Source organism: Nonomuraea marmarensis, from assembly GCF_043197025.1.
Classification (GTDB): Bacteria; Actinomycetota; Actinomycetes; order Streptosporangiales; family Streptosporangiaceae; genus Nonomuraea; species Nonomuraea marmarensis.
The window spans coordinates 1-17,017 of the sequence record NZ_JBICRM010000007.1 but is presented as its reverse complement, the minus strand read 5'-3'; the positions used below and the strand labels follow the sequence as shown (position 1 = coordinate 17,017).

General features: G+C 71.0%; 15 protein-coding genes. 13 read left to right on the top strand and 2 right to left on the bottom strand.

The genetic code is table 11. The features are described 5' to 3' along the window. Nucleotides 1-64 precede the first annotated feature (64 nt). A complete protein-coding gene (locus ACFLIM_RS13065; RefSeq protein WP_393164878.1) occupies nucleotides 65-724 on the bottom strand; it encodes a GOLPH3/VPS74 family protein in 660 nt (219 codons plus the stop codon). A 250-nt stretch (nucleotides 725-974) separates the two neighbouring features. Here ACFLIM_RS13065 and lxmK point away from each other — a divergent pair, with 250 nt between their 5' ends. From lxmK to ACFLIM_RS13000, 13 genes are all read left to right on the top strand, one after another. Beyond that, nucleotides 975-2,066, top strand: coding sequence for a class V lanthionine synthetase subunit LxmK (lxmK, locus tag ACFLIM_RS13060; protein ID WP_393164876.1), 1,092 nt, complete (start codon nucleotides 975-977; stop codon nucleotides 2,064-2,066). Then, complete coding sequence (locus ACFLIM_RS13055; RefSeq protein WP_393164874.1) at nucleotides 2,063-3,079, top strand: T3SS effector HopA1 family protein; 1,017 nt, start codon at nucleotides 2,063-2,065, stop codon at nucleotides 3,077-3,079. The genes lxmK and ACFLIM_RS13055 overlap by 4 nt, the downstream gene beginning before the upstream one ends. Before the next feature lie 5 nt (nucleotides 3,080-3,084). Next, nucleotides 3,085-3,297 (top strand): LxmA leader domain family RiPP, encoded by a 213-nt coding sequence (locus ACFLIM_RS13050; RefSeq protein ID WP_393164872.1) that lies wholly within the window; start codon nucleotides 3,085-3,087, stop codon nucleotides 3,295-3,297. Nucleotides 3,298-3,341: 44 nt separating this feature from the next. After that, on the top strand, nucleotides 3,342-3,563 hold the full coding sequence (locus ACFLIM_RS13045) for an LxmA leader domain family RiPP (protein ID WP_393164870.1): 222 nt from the start codon (nucleotides 3,342-3,344) through the stop codon (nucleotides 3,561-3,563). 73 nt (nucleotides 3,564-3,636) lie between these two features. Then, the gene (locus ACFLIM_RS13040) at nucleotides 3,637-4,641 is read left to right on the top strand and encodes a methyltransferase (protein ID WP_393164868.1); all 1,005 of its coding nucleotides are present in this window, start codon (nucleotides 3,637-3,639) and stop codon (nucleotides 4,639-4,641) included. A gap of 26 nt (nucleotides 4,642-4,667) precedes the next feature. Then, nucleotides 4,668-6,434, top strand: coding sequence for an ABC transporter ATP-binding protein (locus tag ACFLIM_RS13035; protein WP_393164866.1), 1,767 nt, complete (start codon nucleotides 4,668-4,670; stop codon nucleotides 6,432-6,434). A 39-nt stretch (nucleotides 6,435-6,473) separates the two neighbouring features. After that, the gene (locus ACFLIM_RS13030) at nucleotides 6,474-7,418 is read left to right on the top strand and encodes an LLM class flavin-dependent oxidoreductase (protein WP_393165502.1); all 945 of its coding nucleotides are present in this window, start codon (nucleotides 6,474-6,476) and stop codon (nucleotides 7,416-7,418) included. After that, nucleotides 7,415-8,881 carry a flavoprotein gene (locus tag ACFLIM_RS13025; RefSeq protein WP_393164864.1) on the top strand — a complete coding sequence of 489 codons (1,467 nt, stop codon included), beginning with the start codon at nucleotides 7,415-7,417 and terminating at the stop codon, nucleotides 8,879-8,881. Before ACFLIM_RS13030 ends, ACFLIM_RS13025 begins: the two co-directional genes overlap by 4 nt. Beyond that, nucleotides 8,865-11,426 carry a M16 family metallopeptidase gene (locus ACFLIM_RS13020; protein ID WP_393164862.1) on the top strand — a complete coding sequence of 854 codons (2,562 nt, stop codon included), beginning with the start codon at nucleotides 8,865-8,867 and terminating at the stop codon, nucleotides 11,424-11,426. Before ACFLIM_RS13025 ends, ACFLIM_RS13020 begins: the two co-directional genes overlap by 17 nt. Further along, a complete protein-coding gene (locus ACFLIM_RS13015) occupies nucleotides 11,426-11,932 on the top strand; it encodes a PH domain-containing protein (protein ID WP_393165500.1) in 507 nt (168 codons plus the stop codon). The genes ACFLIM_RS13020 and ACFLIM_RS13015 overlap by 1 nt, the downstream gene beginning before the upstream one ends. Further along, entirely contained in the window at nucleotides 11,929-13,488 is a 1,560-nt protein-coding gene (locus ACFLIM_RS13010) for a PH domain-containing protein (RefSeq protein WP_393164860.1), read from the top strand. The genes ACFLIM_RS13015 and ACFLIM_RS13010 overlap by 4 nt, the downstream gene beginning before the upstream one ends. A gap of 89 nt (nucleotides 13,489-13,577) precedes the next feature. Continuing rightward, on the top strand, nucleotides 13,578-14,435 hold the full coding sequence (locus tag ACFLIM_RS13005) for an ABC transporter ATP-binding protein (RefSeq protein ID WP_393164858.1): 858 nt from the start codon (nucleotides 13,578-13,580) through the stop codon (nucleotides 14,433-14,435). After that, entirely contained in the window at nucleotides 14,436-15,176 is a 741-nt protein-coding gene (locus ACFLIM_RS13000; RefSeq protein WP_393164856.1) for a hypothetical protein, read from the top strand. Nucleotides 15,177-15,369: 193 nt separating this feature from the next. On the opposite strand, the gene ACFLIM_RS12995 is transcribed toward ACFLIM_RS13000, so the two are convergent. Then, a complete protein-coding gene (locus tag ACFLIM_RS12995) occupies nucleotides 15,370-16,890 on the bottom strand; it encodes a transposase (RefSeq protein WP_393164854.1) in 1,521 nt (506 codons plus the stop codon). Between the last annotated feature and the right edge of the window lie 127 nt (nucleotides 16,891-17,017).

The following is a 17,017-nucleotide window of genomic DNA, read 5'->3' as shown; positions in this document are numbered from 1 at the left end:
AGGGTATGCGTACGGCTGGCGCCGGACTATGCAGGAATCCGGCGCCAGCCGTACTGGACAGATACTATGACCCGCCCGAGGCCAGTATGGTCACGCTGTCACCGGAGTCATCGGGCTTCGTCGTCGTTTTGTCCATGTAGGCCTTGACGGCCTGCCCGGCCCAGTCGTCCCGGATGAGCTCCTCGATCCGCTTGTCGTCGCCGGTGGCGAACAGGCGTCCGAGCAGGCCGCCGCGGTGGGCCAGGGCGAGCAGGGTGACAGTGCGGGCGTCTGGCTTCTGGCCGCGTATCACCTGGCCGAGCCGCTCCGTGACCTCGCGCACCGGCGCGGGATCGTCGTAGCCGTACCGCTCGACCGGGATCAGCCCCAGGACCCGGGACTTGTGGGCCTTGAACGTGCCTCGTTCCGACAGTCGCCGCAGGTAATGCCGGCGCTTGCGGACGGGATTGATCACGATCAGCCACCGGCTGGGCGACAGCGCCTTGCCCACCTTGACCATCCGGGCGAGCACGGCGTCCAGCTCGGCGTCGCCGACCGGCTGCCTGTCCACCACCGCCAGCTCCGTGCCCCGCAACTCCACCTTCGAGAGCGCGGCCAGCTCGGCCAGCTCGGCGGCCGTGAGGCTGATGTTCAGCACATTGTTGGGGATCAGCTGCTTGCCGTCGGTCTCCCGATGGGCGAGCAGGATGAGCTCTTCCGCGAACGTCAGCTGTTCAGTGGACATACCGGGAGTGTCACTCCGGCCCGGCGACCCGCGTAGACGCTGATGTCATCAGCGGGATGTGACATCTGTCATGTGGCGCTGTCGAGTGGCCCTGGAAGCTTCGAGGAAGCCGGGAGGAAGTGGCGGTTGTTAGCTTGGCCCGCAGCACCTTGAGCTGCTCCGTTCGAGCAGCTCCGCGCCACGATCGCCGATAGACGGGGGAACGATGACGGCGCTGCAGGACGGGGAGAAGGATACAGCCAAAGGGTGGATGGCACCGATCGACCTGGATCGGGTGCCCGGCGTCGAGGCGTTTCTCGGCCGGCTCGGCTACGGCCGCTTCGATCGGGAGACGCTGGTGGCGCCCATCGGTCGCAACGAAGTGTGGGCGGGCCGGACCGGCAGCGGCAGGAAGGTCTTCGTCAAACGTCTCATCGGAGGGGACGACGCGACGCCGCGACTGCGGCGCATTCTCACCTTCGAGCGGTTCAAGGCGGCCCGGCCACTGCTCGCGGACCAGGTCCGGACCCCCGGCTTCCTGGGCGCCGACGAAGACGCCGGGCTCGTGGCCTTCGACTTCATGGACGAGGCCAGGAACGGCGCCGAAGCCATGATCGAGGAATCGTTCGGCGACGAGCTCGCCAGGCAGGTGGGCGAGGCGATCGGCCACCTGCACAATGCCGGGCCGCAGGCCGGTGAGGGGCTGGACGACGGCCCCTTCCCGCTGCCGGACCTGCGGCTCCTGCGCGGGTTACCGCTGGAGATGTGGCAGCACCTGAGCTACGGCGAGCTGGAGAGCTGGAGCATCCTGCACGGCGACTCCGAGCTCATGCGCGGCATCCTCGCGCTGTGCGAGGGGGAGAGCCGGGCGCCCAAGGTCCCGGTCCACGGCGACTTCCGGGTCGACCAGCTCCTGCTGCCGGAGGACGGCGGATTCCAGATCACCGACTGGGAGGACTTCCGCCTCGGAGATCCCGCCCGCGACGTCGGCGCGTTCGCCGGCGAATGGCTCTTCCGCTCCATCCTGGACATCGTGAGCGCGCGCGGCGACGAGGTGGTCTTCGAGGCGGCCGAGTTCACGCACGAGATGGTCCTCCAGCGTGGCGCGGAGAAGATCGAGCGGCTCCGGCCGCGCATCCACGGCTTCTGGCAGGGCTACCGGGCCGTCAGGACGAGGCTCGACGACGAGTTCGCGGTGCGCGCCACGGCGTTCGCCGGCTGGCACATGATGGACCGCCTGCTGGCCTCGGGGGCGCGCTCGGGCAAGCTCTCCGGCATCCAGCGCGCCGCCGCCGGCATCGGCCGTACCGCGCTGCTCCGGCCCGCCCGCTTCACCATCGCCCTGGGTTTGGAGGATGAATGAGCGTCGCCGACCTGGCGGTGCCGGGCGGGATCGCCCCGGTGCTGGACGCGGTGACCGTCGACATCGACCGGCTCCGCGCGACCGTCGCCGGCGTCACGGTCGAGGCCGGCAGCGCTGCCGAACTCGCGGTGAAACTCTCCCAGGCGCTCTACGAGGTCCTGCACACCGGGCGGCGTTCGGAAGAGGGCGGGGCGCTGCCGTTCCACCTGCGGGACAGGGAGTTCGAGCAGGCCCTCGCGGAGCGCGTCCCCCACGAGACGACGGTGTCGGAGGCGGTGATCGCCGAGGCGGGGGAGGGCACGGAGATTCTCGTCGTGTGCGGAGGCCCGCGAGTCTGGGTGCCACGCGGCAGGATCCTGACCGAGCCGCCGTTCACGCCGGGGCAGCGGGTGAACGTCGCGCTGTCCCCGCTGAGGCCGGCGCTCTCACCGGGCTTCTTCTTCGTGTACGGCTCGGCGCCGAGCGACATGCGGGGCGACATCCTGCGCGTGTACCTCCATCTTGCGGACCCGGAGCAGGCCCCGGCCGTCTGGCACCTGGTCCTGTCCCATCTGGAGGAGCAGCAGGCGGAGTACCGCGCGAAGGTGCTGTCCTCCCAGCTGCTCTACCCGCGGCGCGACGGGCTCGTGGTCTATCTCGGCGCCCGCTCCCGCGGCCTCGCGGCCGATCTCGCCGCCCTGGTGGAAGGCGTGCCCGGCATGGGGACGGAGACGTCCGCGTTCGCGCACGCCCTGGGCCCCGGAGTGGCGACCGCGTGGGAACCCGACGACCGCAGGCTGGTCATGAGAGGCATGAGCTTCGGCCAGCACCGCGCCGGTGTGCTCGGGCAGGCGCTCGTGGAGGCGGCCGCCGGCCAGGCCCCGGCGTCCGCGGTGCTCGCCGCACGGTTCGCCGAAGCCAACATCGACCCGTGCGACCTCGCACGGAATGGGACATCGCCGCAGGCGATGACGGAGGGCGTCCGCACGCGCCCCCCGATACCGGATTCGGACACTCACCTGGGAAGGAGGTGAACAGCATGACGAAGAGCACGGCCATCATGGAGTTGGTCGCGGGCTACGACTCGTACGCCGAGCCGGGCGAGTTGCAGGTCTCCGCGATTTCCGACGCCCCGGAGCTGTGGTTCACGATCTGGGCCATCAGCTACGGCGTGCGGGTGAGCTCCGCCAAGTGCGCGATCTGGGCCTCGGCCGCCTCCGGCGCCGTTTCCGGCTGGTTCCTGAACCGTTAGGAGCGCCACGTGTTCACCCTCGATGAAAACGAAGGGAGGGAAAAATGCACGATGTCGTGCGGCCGTCGAAGACGGCGGCGATTATGGAACTCACGGCGGGCTATGACGCTTACGCGGATGCCGCGGAGTTCAGTTTGCCGGCCGAATCCGAGGCTCCCGCCGCCACGCCCGTGACGATTCTCATACTCGGCGGCGTCGCCACCAGTTACGTGATTAGCGGGATCGCGCGCAAGGCCTGGGACAGAACCTTCATCTTCGGCTGCTGAAAAACCGGAGGAAAGAGTGGGCAGGCGATATATGCAGGGCGCCTGCCCACACCCCGTCATGTCAAGGAAATGCATGCGAGATTCGAACGCCGACGACCTGGCCGCGATGGCGGACCTGCTCACGCCGCTCGCCATCCGGGTCGCGGCCACGCTCTGCCTGGCGGACCACATGGCCGCGGGGGTGACGACGGGGGCGGGCCTCGCCGAGAAGGCAGGCGCCCATCCCGCGACGCTGAAGAAGCTGCTGCGTTACCTCGTCTCCCGCGGAATCTTCCGGTGGAGCGAGGCACACGGCTACGAGGTGACCGAGCTCGGCGCCCCGCTGCTGGACGGCGCGCCCGGCAGCGTACGACGGCGGCTGAGCATGGACGGGCTGCTGGGCCTGGCCGAGCTGGGCCTGGTGGGGCTGCCGCACACCGTGCGCACGGGCGAGGCCGGGTACAAGGCGGCCTTCGGCAGGGACTTCTGGCAGGACGTGAGCGACGTACCCGACGACGCCAACGTGCTGGCGGAGGAGGTCGCGAGCGGCCTGGCCGGAGACGGCGAGCTGATCGTGCACAGCTACGACTGGCCGAGCGTGCGCCGGGTGATGGACGTCGGGGGCGGCAACGGGACGGTGCTCATCGAGCTCGCCCGCGCCCACGCCCACCTGCACGGCGCCGTGCTCGACCTGCCCGGGATGGCGCGGGCCGCGGCGAAGCGCGTCGAGCGGTGCGGCCTGGGCGACCGGTGCGAGACGATCGAGGGCAGCTTCCTCGATCCGATCCCGCCGGGGTTCGACGTCTACCTCCTGTCGGCGATCCTGTGCGACTGGCCGGACGACGACGCCGTCAAGATCCTGCGCCGTTGCGGGGAGGCGGCGGGGGCGGACGGCCGGGTGCTCGTGGCCGACATGAACCTCATCTACGACGACGACGCGGACGCCGCGCGGATGAACCTTCTCCTGACCGGCACGGTGCCGGTGCCGGTGCGCACGCTCAAGCAGCTCAAGCGGCTCGGCGCGGCGGCGGGCCTCGAGCTCTCGTGGGAGGGCCCGACGACGAGGAGGCGGACGCTCCTGGAGTTCCGCGCTCATTGACACGCACTCTCTTGGACAGGTGAGAAGTGGAAGAGCAGTCCCCCACGCAGAAGCTCGCGCTCTCGCGCGAGATGACGGCCGGCAAGGCGAACCAGGTGGCCGTGATCGTGCTGCTCGCCCTGCTGTCGACCATGACCACGCTCGCCCTGCCGCTGATCGGCGGGGCCTTCGTCGCTGAGCTCGAGAAGGGCGGCGGCGCGGTGACTTCGGCCGCGCTCTGGATGGTCGCCGTGGGACTGGCCGCGGCGGTCACCGGAACCCTGTCCGGCTACCTGCTGTCCAAGCTCGGCATCGAGCTCGTCACCAAGCTGCGCGTGCGTACCTTGAGGCACGCGCTGGGACTGCCGCTGAAGATCGCAAGGCGCGAGGGGACAGGGGACCTGGCCGCCCGGCTCACCTCGGACTCCTCCCAGGTGAGAGGCCTGACCGAGGTCGGGCCGCTGCAACTGCCCATGGCCGCGCTGCAGGTGGTCGCGACGCTCGTCATCATGGGACTGCTGGACTGGGTCCTGCTGCTGATGACGGTCGGATCGTTCTTGGTCGCGATCATCGGAGTCGTCTTCGTCATCAGGGCGATCCGCACGAAGTTCGAGGCGCTGCAGACGGGGGTCGGCAAGCTGTCCGACGACTTCGTCGCGACGCTGGAGGCGCTCACCGTCGTCAAGGCCCACCGTGCCGAGAGCAGGCTGGTGCGGAGCTTCTCCGCGCGGGCGGAGAACCTGGGCGGGCTCGAGATCGCCGCCGCCCGGCTCGAGGCCATGGTCGTGCCGGTGATGACCCTGGCCCAGCAGGTCGCCCTGGTCATCGTGATCATGGGTGGCGGCGTTCGCTACGTCTCCGGTGAGCTCTCGCTGCCGAACCTCGTCTCGTTCCTGCTCCTGCTGCTGCAGCTGGCCGCTCCGCTGGTCATGGCCATCCAGGCGACCGGCGCCATCCAGGCCGGTCTCGTGGCCAAGCAGCGTTTCGAATCCGTCTTCTCGCTTCCGTACGAGCAGGTGGACGACCGTACGGAGGGCGAACCGGTGGCGGTGGCGCCCGGATCCCCCGCGGTCGTGCTGCACGGGGTCGGCTTCGCCTACGAGGCGGGCCGGCCGGTGCTCGATGAGGTCGGCTTCATCGTGCCGCCGAATGGCCTGACCGCGATGGTCGGCAGGTCGGGGGCCGGCAAGACCACCGTGCTCGGCCTGATCGAGCGGTTCATGGAGCTCGACTCCGGGAAGATCTCGGTCTTCGGGCGCGAGCTGCCCGACTGGCCGCTGTCCGAGCTGCGCGGCCGCATCGCCTACGTCGACCAGTCCTTCACGCTGCTGCGCGACACGGTGCGCAACAACCTCCTGCTCGGGCTCGACCAGACCGTGCCGGACGAGGTCCTGCTCGACGCGCTGGAGCAGGTCGGCCTGCGCGAGGAGATCTCCGCCCTGCCCCAGGGGCTGGACACGCCCATCGGCGGCGAAAGCGACCTGTCGGGCGGGCAGCGGCAGCGCCTCGCCCTGGCCGGTGTGCTGCTCAGCGACGCCCGGCTGGTCCTGCTCGACGAGCCGTCGTCCCAGCTCGACAGCCTCAACGAGGGCCGGCTCCGCGAGGTCGTCGACCGCCTTGCCGAGGACCGGGCGGTCCTGGTGGTCGCGCACCGGCTGTCCACCGTCCAGCACGCTCGCCACGTCATCCTCCTGGACCGGGGGAAGGTGCTGGCGCAGGGGACGCACGAGCGGCTGATGAGCGAGAGCGAGCCTTACGCCGAGCTCGTACGCGGCCAGATGTTGCGCCCCGTCGATTCCGTTTCGGCTTCCTGAACAGGAGTGATGATGCCCAGCCTCTCTGTCTTGTTGCCGATGATGCCCGTACGGCACGAGCAGATCCTGTCCTTCGCCGCCCTGGTGCAGTGGACGGGCGCGCTCCGCCTGTGGCAGGGCCAGGCCGTGTCGCTCGACGCGCACCACAGCTTCGTGTTCGCCGCGGCCGCCGGCTTCAGGGTCCCGATGGGCACGGGCGTCTCGCTCATGCCGCTCCGGCACCCGCATGACGCGGCCGTGCACGCCCGCTCCGTGGCCGTGGCCTCCGGCCACCCGTTCGTCGCCGGCATCGGCCCGGGCGGGATCGACTTCCAGCGCAACATCGCCGGCGGCGCGTACGGCAGCCAGCTGAAGGCGGTCAGGGAGTACGTCACCGCGATGCGCGGCCTCCTGGACGGCGAGGAGGTGGACCTGGACGGAGACCACTTCACCGCCCACGACGTGCTGCCGCCCCTGCCGACCCCTCCGGTGGAGATCGGCGTCGGCGTGCTGAGGCCGGGGATGGCCCGCCTGGCCGGTGAGATCGCCGATGTGGCGATCACCTGGCTCACGCCCGCCTCCTACGTGCGCGACGTGATCGTCCCCGCGATGGAAGAGGGCGCGAAGCAGGCGGGGCGTCCCCTGCCCCGGCTGGTGGCGATGGTGCCGATGTTCGTGGCCCACCCCGACCGGGATCCGACCCGTATCGTCCTGCAGTCCAACGCCGGGCACCTCATGCTGCCCCATTACGTCGACATGCTGGACAGGGCCGGCATCGACATCGACCCGCAGCAGCCGGTCGAGACGGTGAAGCGGCTGATCAGCGGCGGGGCGTTCCTGACCGGGACCCCGGAGGAGCTCGGCCGGCAGATGGGCGAGTTCCACGCCGCGGGCGTGGACGAGGTGGTGATCAACCTGACCGGGGTGGCCGGTTCCTACGGGCCTCAGACGGCGCTGGCGGAGATCGAGACCATCCTGGGTGCCGGTGGAGGAGCCGCGCCATGAGCGTACCTCGGCCGGGCACCGGCTTCTCCCGGCTGCTGCTCGTCGCCACGGGTTCCCTGGCGGCGCGCAACCTGCCGTTCGCGCTGACCCTGCTCCGCGAGTCCCGGCCGGGCCTGAGCGTCAGGGTGGTCGTGACGCGCAGCGCGGAGCGGTTCGTCACGCGCGCGGCCCTGGCGCCCGAGGCGGACGAGGTCATGGTGGACGAGTGGCCGGAGGACGGTGCCGCGCGGGCCCGCCACGTCGACTGGGCCGAGTGGGCGGAGGTCATCGTCGTCTACCCGATGACCCTCCACTTCATGGGCCGGCTGGCCCTGGGCCTCGCCGGCACTCCGGCGCTGCTGGCCGCTCAGTGCACGCGCGCGCTCGTCGCCCTGGCGCCGGCCCTGCCGCCGGGAGGGGTGGAGAGCGCCGCCTACCAGTCGCACTGGAGCGCCCTGAGCGCCCGCCCGAACGTGGTGCTCGTCCCCCCGCGTCCGGGGATCAGCACCGCGACCGGGCGGCCGGACTCGTGGCTGTCGACGCTGGCGCAGGCGATCGAGGCGGTCGACGCGCGATGGGAGGAGCACACCCGCCGGGACGCCCCCGCGGAGGACGGCACCGGCCACCTGTTGATGGAGGTGGTGCCCGGCGCCGGAGGGTTCGTCTGGCGACGCAGGCCGGGGCGGCTCTCGCACAGCGCGTTCGCGCCCGTCGATCCCGCGCTGAACGGCAAGCTCGCCGGGCTGCTGGACGGCGCGGACGTACGGCTGGCGCCGGGTGAGCAGGACGGCGAGTTCCGCGCCTACCGCGTGGCCGGCGCGGAGTCCGCGGCGCGGATCCTGCTCCGCGACGGCCCGGGGGAGCAGGTCGAACGGCTGATGCGCGGCCTCGGCCGGGCGCTGCGCGAGGTGCACGCCGTTGCGCCGGGCGACGTCTCCGGCCCGCCTCGCGCGCTGCGCCGGCTCGAGGAGTGGCTGGCCGGCGGCTCGCGCAGCGCGACGGCGGCCGCGGCCGGGGCCGTGCTGGCCGACCGGCTCGGGGCGAAATGCTGGGACAGGCTCCGCGGCTGGTGCGCCGAGCAGGACGCGGATCCCGGCGTCGTGCTCTCCCACGGCGCGCCTGGCCTGGGCTCGCTCGCCGTGGACCTGGACAAGGGCACCGGTGAGCTGCTGATCGGCGAGGACCTGTGCGCCGCGCCGTGGTATCACGACCTCGCCTGGATCGCCGGGGAGCTCGTGGAGCTGCGGTGGCTGAACGAGGGGAACCCGCAGGATTGGCAACGCCTGCTCAACGCGCTGTTCGAGGGGTACGGCCGGGACCTGGGCGAGGACGCGAACAGGCTCGTGGCCATGAGAATCGCCCTACACCTGCACGACATATCCGCTTACGTCGGGCTCGATGCCTCGCTGCTGGCCGGGTACGCGGGATTCCTTGATTTTCTGGTCAATCTCGATGGAGGATCGCCGCATGCCCGGAATTCATAGGCGGACGCTGCCGAACGGGCTGAAGCTGCTGGTGGCGCCGGTCGCGGGCACGTCGCGGGTCGCCGTCGCGGTCCACTACCGCGTGGGCTTCCGCGTCGAGCCTCCGGGCATGGAGGGCTTCGCCCACCTGTTCGAGCACCTGATGTTCCTCGGCAGCCAGAACCTGCCCGACGGCACGTTCTTCGACCACGTGAGTGACACCGCCGGCGTGGCGAGTGGGCGCACGCACCAGGACTACACGGAGTTCTACCAGGTGGTGCCGCGCTCGGCGCTCGAGCAGGCGCTGTTCAGCGAGGCCGACCGGATGCGCGCCCCGAGCTTCACCCAGAAGGCGCTGACCGAACAGCTGGCCGGCGTCGCCGCCGAGATCCGCGAGATGATCGTCGAACGGCCCTACGGCGGCATGCCGTGGCCGTACCTGGCCGGTCTGCTCTACACGTCGTTCGCCAACGCGCATGACGGCTACGGGGACCCCGAGCAGCTGAAGAAGGCGACCCTGGAGGACTGCGCCGAGTTCTTCGCCCGGTACTACACGCCGGGCAACGCGGTGGTCACCGTGGCCGGCGACGTCGATCCCGGCGACGTGGCGGCGCGCGTGGAGCGCCACTTCGGCGACATCCCCGCCCGGGAGGCCGCCCCGCAACCCGACCTGGCCGAGCCCGGGTTCTTCATGGACCAGACCGCCTCCTTCACCGAGCCGGGAGTCCCGGCCACCGCGATCACCATCGGGCAGTGGCTGCCCGATCCGGCGGCCGACCTGCGAGGCTACCTCGCCCACGCCGTCCTGGCCCGCATGATGGCCAGGCAGATCACCCCGGATGGGACGTCCGCGGTCAGCACGAGCTGCGGGTTCTTCGGCCCGCTCGACGCCCGTGCCCCGGACGCGCTGCTCCTGACCGTCCTCGTGCCGCCGGCCACCCCGGCCGTGCAGATGGTCGGAGCCGTACGTACGCAGTGGGGCATGTGGTCCAAGGGCGACATCACCGGCGAGGTGTCCGCGGCCGTCAACGAGCTGGTGTCCGAGCATCACCGCTACCACGACGACATCGAGACGCGATGCCGCGCGCTCGGCCGCCTCGAGACCCTCTTCGACCGGGCCGAGCTGCTCGACGAGTTGCCGCGGCGGCTCGGCGAGGTGACCACGGCGCAGGTCGCCAAGGCGGCGACGCGACTGCACGGCGCGGCCTGCGCGGTCATGACGATCGAGCCGGGCCGCAGGCGGACGCGGCCGAAGCCCGGGCACACGGAGCGGGCCGAACGCGAGCCCGGCGCGGCCGCCCGGATTCCGGAGCCGGTGGCCGGGCCGAAGACCGTGCCGCCGCGGGAGGACCAGCCCCGCCCCGTGCTGGGCGAGCACGTGGAGGTCACGTTCGGCAACGGCCTGCGGGCCGTCGCCATTCGCGCGGGCGGCGCGCCCGTGGTGGAGCTCCGCCTTCGCCTGCCCGCCGGTCCCGCGGGCTGGCGGCGCCCGGACCATCTGGAGCTCTTGGCGCACGTGCTGGGCCGGCGAGCCCGCGTGGGCCTGCACGAACGCGGCGCGGGCGGCGAGCTGACCGTCAAGACGGATGGCCAGTGGCTCGACTTCGCCGGATACGCCGGCACGGATGGGCTGGACGCGTGGCTCGCCGTCCTGTCGGAGGTCCTCACGCCGGCCGCCATGGCCGAGCCCCTGTCGCTCGGCCGGTCCCTGATCCGGGGCCGCACGCCCAGGCGGATCGCCGACGACGCGCTGCGCGCGTACCTGCTCGGGCCCGCGCCGGCGGACCCGGCCGGGCTCGCCGACGTCCACCGGACCGTGATCGTGCCCGAGGGCGGATCGCTCGTCGCCGTGGGGAACGCCGACCCCGCCTGGCTGCTCTCGCGGCTGGAGCGGGCTCTGGACGGGTGGCAGGGGCAGGCGCGGCCGACGCCCGCCACGGCCGCCGATGGCGGGATCCTGCTCGTCCCCAGAGAGGACCTGTCGAACATCCTGGTGACCTTCAGCGCGCCGGAGCCTCCTGACGGCCCGGACGACGTGGCCCGCTATCTCGCCACCGGAGTGCTCGGCCGCTATCACCGCAACCGCTCGATTCGTGATGCCCCCGGCACCACCGGCCTGGGGGCCAGCGGCTACGAGGCGTTCCTCGGCCGGGACGTCTTCACCGATTTCCCGCGGGCCTACATCCAGGTGATGCGGCCGAAGGAGCAGGTGCCGGACGTGTTCACGGAGGTCCTGGACCGGCTGCCCGAGCTCACGGCCACACCGCCGGACCCCGTCGAGCTCGACCGGGCCAGGGAATACTGCGTGCTGGAGATGTTGTGGGGGCTGGACTCACCCTCGAAGATCGCCGATCTCGTACGTGTCGGGTTCTCGTTCGGCCAGGGAGCCGGCCTGCTCACCCGGCTGTACGACCGGCTCGGGCAGATCACCGCCGACGAGGTCGTGGCGGCGGCGGTCGGCACGTACGGGCGGATGCCCCTGCCGAGCATGGTCGTCGGCGACATCGAGGCGGACTGGCTGTCGGACGAGATCGGGCGCGAGGTCACCGAGACGGAGGGAGCGTGATCGTGACGCAGAAGGCCGGAGCGGTACGCCTGAGGCCACCCCAGAACGCCGTGCACCGCCGGGCGATCACGATGTGGACCACCCGGTCCGCCGCGGCGTACGGGCTGGTGGCACTGGTGTTTCTGGGCCTGGCGGCATTCGTCGACGGAGCGGGCACCCTTTTCGCGGTCCTCGCGTTCCTGACGGCTCTGGCCGGCGCCTGCTACGCGGTCGTGGTGCCGCGGTGGCGCTACCGCGTGCATCGCTGGGAGGTGACCGGCGACGCCGTCTACACGAGCTCCGGCTGGTTGTGGCACCAGTATCGGGTGGCGCCGATGTCGCGCATCCAGACGGTGGACACCGTGCGGGGCCCCTTCTACCAGCTCTTCAAGTTGTCGGCGGTGACCGTGACCACCGCGTCGGCGATGGGCCCGCTGAGAATCGACGGCTTGGACGAGGAGTTCGCCAGGGACCTGGTGGACCGGCTCAACAGGGTGACCCAGGCGACGCCCGGAGACGCGACGTGACGGTGAAGGACATGACGGTGGAGTCCGTCGGCTGGCGCCGGCTCGACCCTCGCATGTGCCTGGTCAACCTGCGCTGGCTGCTGCCGCCCCTGGGCATCCTCGCCCTGACCGCGCTGGCCTCGGGCGGCGTTAACTGGGCAGATCACAAGCTGCAGATCGTCTCCGCCCTGCTGTTCGTCTACCTCACCTGCAGCGAGATGATCCGCTGGCGGACCACGCGCTACCGGGTGACCGATGAGCAGGTCGAGATCGGCTCCGGCCTGCTCTGGCGGCGTCACGTCGCGGTACCCCGCGACCGCCTCCGCACCGTGGACGTGACGTCGGGGCCGGTGCACCGGGTCCTCGGCCTGTCGATCGTCACGATGGGCACCGGCCAGGCGCTGCGGACCGACCGCCGGGATCAGGTCAAGCTCGATGCCGTCTCTACGGCCGAAGCGGCGATGCTCCGCGAGGAGCTCCTGCCCCGGTCGCAGGCCACGCCCGTTGACGCGCCGAAGGGGGCCGCCGCCGCCCCGGTGGCGCGGACAGCGGAGGAGATCGCCCGTATCGATCCGGCGTGGGTGCGGTACGCGCCGCTGAGCCCGCTCGTGTTCGTGATCGGCCTCGCCCCGCTGACCCAGGCGTACAACCTGGCCGAGAGACTCGGCATCCCCGTGGACATCGGCGGGGCGGTGCTGGGGGCCGTCGAGTTCCTGGACTCGATACCTGGCTGGCTGTTCGCCGTGTTCGCCCTCATGATGCTGGTCGCCGGGGCGATCGGCACAGTGTTGCTGTTCGCCGAGTCGTGGTGGAGGTTCCGCCTCGAGCGCGAGCCCCGAAGCGGCACCCTTCGCGTGAGCCGGGGGCTGCTCACGACGCGTTCCTTCACGCTGGAGGAGCGGCGGCTGCGCGGTGCCGAGCTGGTCGAGCCGTTCATGCTGCGCTGGGGCAGGGGAGCTCGGCTCAAGGCGATCGCGAGCGGGCTACGCCAGACCCTGGACGGTCCGCGGGGCGGCTCCGGTGCGCTGCTTCCCCCCGCGCCCCGCCAGGTGGCACACGTGACGGCCGCGTCGGTGCTGGGGGAGGGGGAGAGCCCGCTGCTGCCCGTGCGACTGCGTGCCCATCCCCGGGCCGCGCTGCGCCGCAGGTTGTTCCGCGCGGCCATGGCGAGCGGGGCGGCCGTCACCGCGGCGGCGGTGCTCGCCGCGCCGGCGGGGTGGTCCATCGGCTGGTCGATGGTGGCGGCGGCCGCGGTAGCGGCGCCGGTCTCCTTCCTGCTCGCGGCCGACTCGTACCGGTCGCTCGGACACACGCTCTTCGGGGCCTACCTGGTGACCCGGTCCGGCGCGCTGCTGCGCCGCACCGTGGCGCTGCGGCGCACCGGCGTCATCGGCTGGACCATCACCCGCTCGCCGCTGCAGCGCAGGTCGGGTTTGGCCAACATCGCGGCGACGACGGCGGCGGGGACGCTGGGCGCCTACATCGTGCGGGACGTCGACTACGGCGACGGTCTCATGGTGGCCGACGAAGCCGTCCCCGGGTTGCTGGCGCAATTCATCGAGGTGACAAAGGAATAACGAATGAAATGGGGATCACGGAAGTGACGCGATAAATGACTGTTCTGCAGGCAGTAGGGTTAACCAAGAGATATGGGCCGGTATTGGCGGTGAGCAACGCCAGTTTCTCGGTTCGGGCCGGCGCCATAACCGGCTTCCTGGGGCCGAACGGCGCGGGAAAGTCGACGACCTTGCGGCTGTTCCTCGGCCTTGACCACGCCACCAGCGGGTCGGCGCTCATCGACGGGAAGCGCATCGACGAATGGCCCGTTCCGGCCCGCAAGATCGGGGCGGCCCTCGACACGCAGTGCGCCCATCCCAGCCGCCGGGCGATCGACACCCTGCGCTATGTCGCCAAGATGATCGGGGTCGATCCCAAGCAGGGCGAGGTGATGCTCGAACGGGTGGGCCTGACGGAGGTGGCGGCGCAGCGGGTCGGCAGGTTCTCGCTGGGGATGAGGCAGCGACTGGCGCTGGCGATCGCGCTGCTCGGCAATCCGGAGATCGTCGTGCTGGACGAGCCGATGAACGGGCTGGATCCCGACGGCATCTCGTGGATGAAGGACCTCCTGCGGCAGTTCCGCGACCAGGGCCGCACGGTGTTCGTGTCCAGCCATCTCCTGGCGGAGATGGAGGATCTCGTCGACGACCTCGTGGTCATCGCCCAGAGCAGGATCGTGGGCAGCGGGTCGGCGTCGGCGTTCATGCAGCGGTTCCAGGTGAAGAAGGTCACCGTGGTGTGCGAGAACCCGAAGCTGCTGGCGCCCGCGCTGGTGCAGGCGGGCGGCCGGGTGCAGGCGAGTGGCGCTCGTGGCATACAGGTCACCGGGCTGGCCTCCGGGCAGGTCGGGACCATCGCACGGGACGCCATGGTGGCGCTCTACGAGCTGAGGGAGGAACGCAGCCTGCACCACGCCTTCGCGCAGGCCACGCAGGACAGGTCGAGCATCAAGGGTGAGGTGGGCTAGGTGAGTTTCGCCAACGTCTGCGCCGCGGAGCTGGTCAAGTTCCGTACGCTCCTGAGCAACAGGATCACGCTCGTCTGCGCCCTCGCAGGTGTGGCGGCCGTGGGGCTGCTCATGGGGTCCAACATCGGACCCAACGGGAATCTCGTCCAGGGCGCGCCCGGCTCGCAGGCCGTCGCCTCGCCGATGCAGTTCGTGATGTTCTCGATGATGATCCTCGGGGTGCTCTCCGCGACGAGCGAGATCAGGAACGGCACCTTCCGGATCACCCTTTCCATCGCCCCCTGGCGGAAGCGGGTCCTCACCGGCAAGATGGTCACACTCGCCGCGATCTCCCTCGCCGTCACGATCGCCGGCCTGCTGATCGCGTACGGCGCATCACTGATCACCGCGAGCGGCACCGCCTACGCGCCGCTGTCCAACGGGGGAGCCGGCACCATCCTGGCGTTCCTGGGGAGCGTGCCGCTGGTCACCGCGCTCGGGGTCGCGGTCGGGGTGCTGGTGAAGAGCACCGCGGGAGCCCTGTCCATCCTGCTGGTATGGGCGTTCGCCGGCGAGGGGATCCTGGCGGTGGTCCTCCCGGACAACATCGACCCTTACCTGCCGTTCATGATGGTCGGCGCGGGTCCGGGCATCCTGCCCGAGGGGCCGGGACCGGTGCTGGGGCTGGGGATCTTCGCGGTGTACGTCGCGATCGTGATCGCCGCGACCTTCGTCGTCGCCGAGCGGCGGGACATCGCCTAGGTGGGCGGTGTTAAGCGGGTCATCCTGAATCGGCGGTTCCGGGTCGCCGCGTTCAGGAGTCCTGTGCGTGGTCCTTGAACTCACTGTTTCCGGCGAGATCGACCAGTCTTGCGGTCCTGTGAAGTTATCCACAGGGCCGCTGGGTGGGCTCCTGTCCTGGCTTCGATGTGACCCGGCGAGGAGTCATCCCTGGTCAGGTCCCTGCCGCAGCCCATCGGCCGCCGGTGGTGGACTGGACGCCGAGGACGGCCAGGCGCGCGAGGTTGACGGCGGCGGCCAGGAGGGAGAAATCAGCGCCGACCTTGGTGGTGCCGCGGACGCGGGCCCGGCGTCCGCCGTGCCGTCGCCGCATCAGGTGGGCGATCTTGCGTTCGACCTTGGGCCGGGTGGCGCGGTAGCGGGCCAGCCAGTCCGGGTCGGCGCTGTTGGCCCGGCCTTGGGCCAGGTGTTCCTCATGCGGGCTGATCTTGATCTCGCGGCCGTCCTTGGCCGTGGTGCACCGCTCGGCCAGTGGACAGGTGGCGCAGGCCGCGCCGAAGGCGGCCACCCCGCCGCCGTCACGGTGCCGGCGGATCGGCGTGGTGATCTGGTTCGGGCAGGTGACCTGCCCGGCCTGCAGATCGACGGTGAAGGCGTCCTTGGAGAACCGGCCGCCCTGCGAGCTGGCCGGCTGCGTCTTGACCATCGCCTCGATACCCGCCTCGGTGAGCTGGGCCAGCATCGGGCCGGTGCCGTAGGCGGCATCACCGTAGACCTCGGCCTGCTCGGCCTGCTCGGCCTGCTCGGCCTGCTCGGCCTGCTCGGCCTGCTCGGCCTGCTCGGCCTGCCCGGCCTGCTCGGCCTGCTCGGGAAGAATGTCAGCGAGCAGCCCGGCGGCGGGTTCGGCATCACCGACGTTCCCCGCCGTCACCACGGTCGCGGTGATGATCTCACTGTCCGGGTCCTCAGCGATGTGCCCCTTAAAGCCGTCGAAGGAGCGGGCCACGGTCTTGCGGCCGTGCCGCGCCTCGGGGTCCACGGTGGAGATGACCCGGTCCCTGGCCACCTTGCGGGCGATCCGGAACATGCCGTCCTGGCCTTGGCCCAGGTCCTGGCCCAGGTCCTGGCCGAGCACCGTGGCCAGCAACCGCGCGGCCTGATCGACCTCCCCGCTCAGCGTGCGCCCGTCCAGCACGGCCAGCAGCGCATGACCATCGCGCGCCCGTGAGTCGATCAACGCCTCCCGCTCGGCGGCGTCGGCCCAGTCGATGACCGGCTTGCCGGTATCGGTGTAGGCGTCTCCGCTGGAGATCACCGCCCGCAACGCAGTGCGCACCTCCCGCTCGGCCGCGCGCAGCAGGTTCCGGATCGCCGAGCGGATCAGCGTGACGGTGTCCTGCGTGGCCACCGCGTCATAGATCGGCGCCGAGTCCAGCACCCGCCTGCGGCCGACCAGGCCCGCCTGGGCGGCCACCTCCACCGTCCGCTCGAAGATCCGGTCCGGCCGGTCGGAGGCGGCCAGCCGGGCACGCATGTCCACCAGCACGGTGTGCACGAACCCGGGATGATCGAAGTCCAGCCCGCCGGCGGCGTACTTCCACCGCACATCGAAGGCGAATCGATCCACCGCCTCGCGATCCGACAAGCCCTCCAGGCGTTGCAGCACCATCACCACCGCCACGATCATCGGCGGCACCGACCTGCGGCCGTCCTCGGCGAACAGATCGGCGAACATCTAGTCCGAAAACAGGACCTCAGCTGGGCAGGCGGCAGTATCCGGCGGCGCGGGTGGGGCGCCGTTGGATCAGTCCCGGGTGGTTGTCAGCCGGTTGAAGTCAGCGGCAGGTGTTCCTCATCTGGAG

What these genes read in the sequence shown, in the direction of transcription:
- ACFLIM_RS13065 (WP_393164878.1), bottom strand. Translation starts at nt 724, where the DNA reads ATGTCCACTGAACAGCTGACGTTCGCGGAAGAGCTCATCCTGCTCGCC.
- lxmK (WP_393164876.1), top strand. Translation starts at nt 975, where the DNA reads ATGGCACCGATCGACCTGGATCGGGTGCCCGGCGTCGAGGCGTTTCTC.
- ACFLIM_RS13055 (WP_393164874.1), top strand. Translation starts at nt 2,063, where the DNA reads ATGAGCGTCGCCGACCTGGCGGTGCCGGGCGGGATCGCCCCGGTGCTG.
- ACFLIM_RS13050 (WP_393164872.1), top strand. Translation starts at nt 3,085, where the DNA reads ATGACGAAGAGCACGGCCATCATGGAGTTGGTCGCGGGCTACGACTCG.
- ACFLIM_RS13045 (WP_393164870.1), top strand. Translation starts at nt 3,342, where the DNA reads ATGCACGATGTCGTGCGGCCGTCGAAGACGGCGGCGATTATGGAACTC.
- ACFLIM_RS13040 (WP_393164868.1), top strand. Translation starts at nt 3,637, where the DNA reads ATGCGAGATTCGAACGCCGACGACCTGGCCGCGATGGCGGACCTGCTC.
- ACFLIM_RS13030 (WP_393165502.1), top strand. Translation starts at nt 6,474, where the DNA reads ATGATGCCCGTACGGCACGAGCAGATCCTGTCCTTCGCCGCCCTGGTG.
- ACFLIM_RS13025 (WP_393164864.1), top strand. Translation starts at nt 7,415, where the DNA reads ATGAGCGTACCTCGGCCGGGCACCGGCTTCTCCCGGCTGCTGCTCGTC.
- ACFLIM_RS13020 (WP_393164862.1), top strand. Translation starts at nt 8,865, where the DNA reads ATGCCCGGAATTCATAGGCGGACGCTGCCGAACGGGCTGAAGCTGCTG.
- ACFLIM_RS12995 (WP_393164854.1), bottom strand. Translation starts at nt 16,890, where the DNA reads ATGTTCGCCGATCTGTTCGCCGAGGACGGCCGCAGGTCGGTGCCGCCG.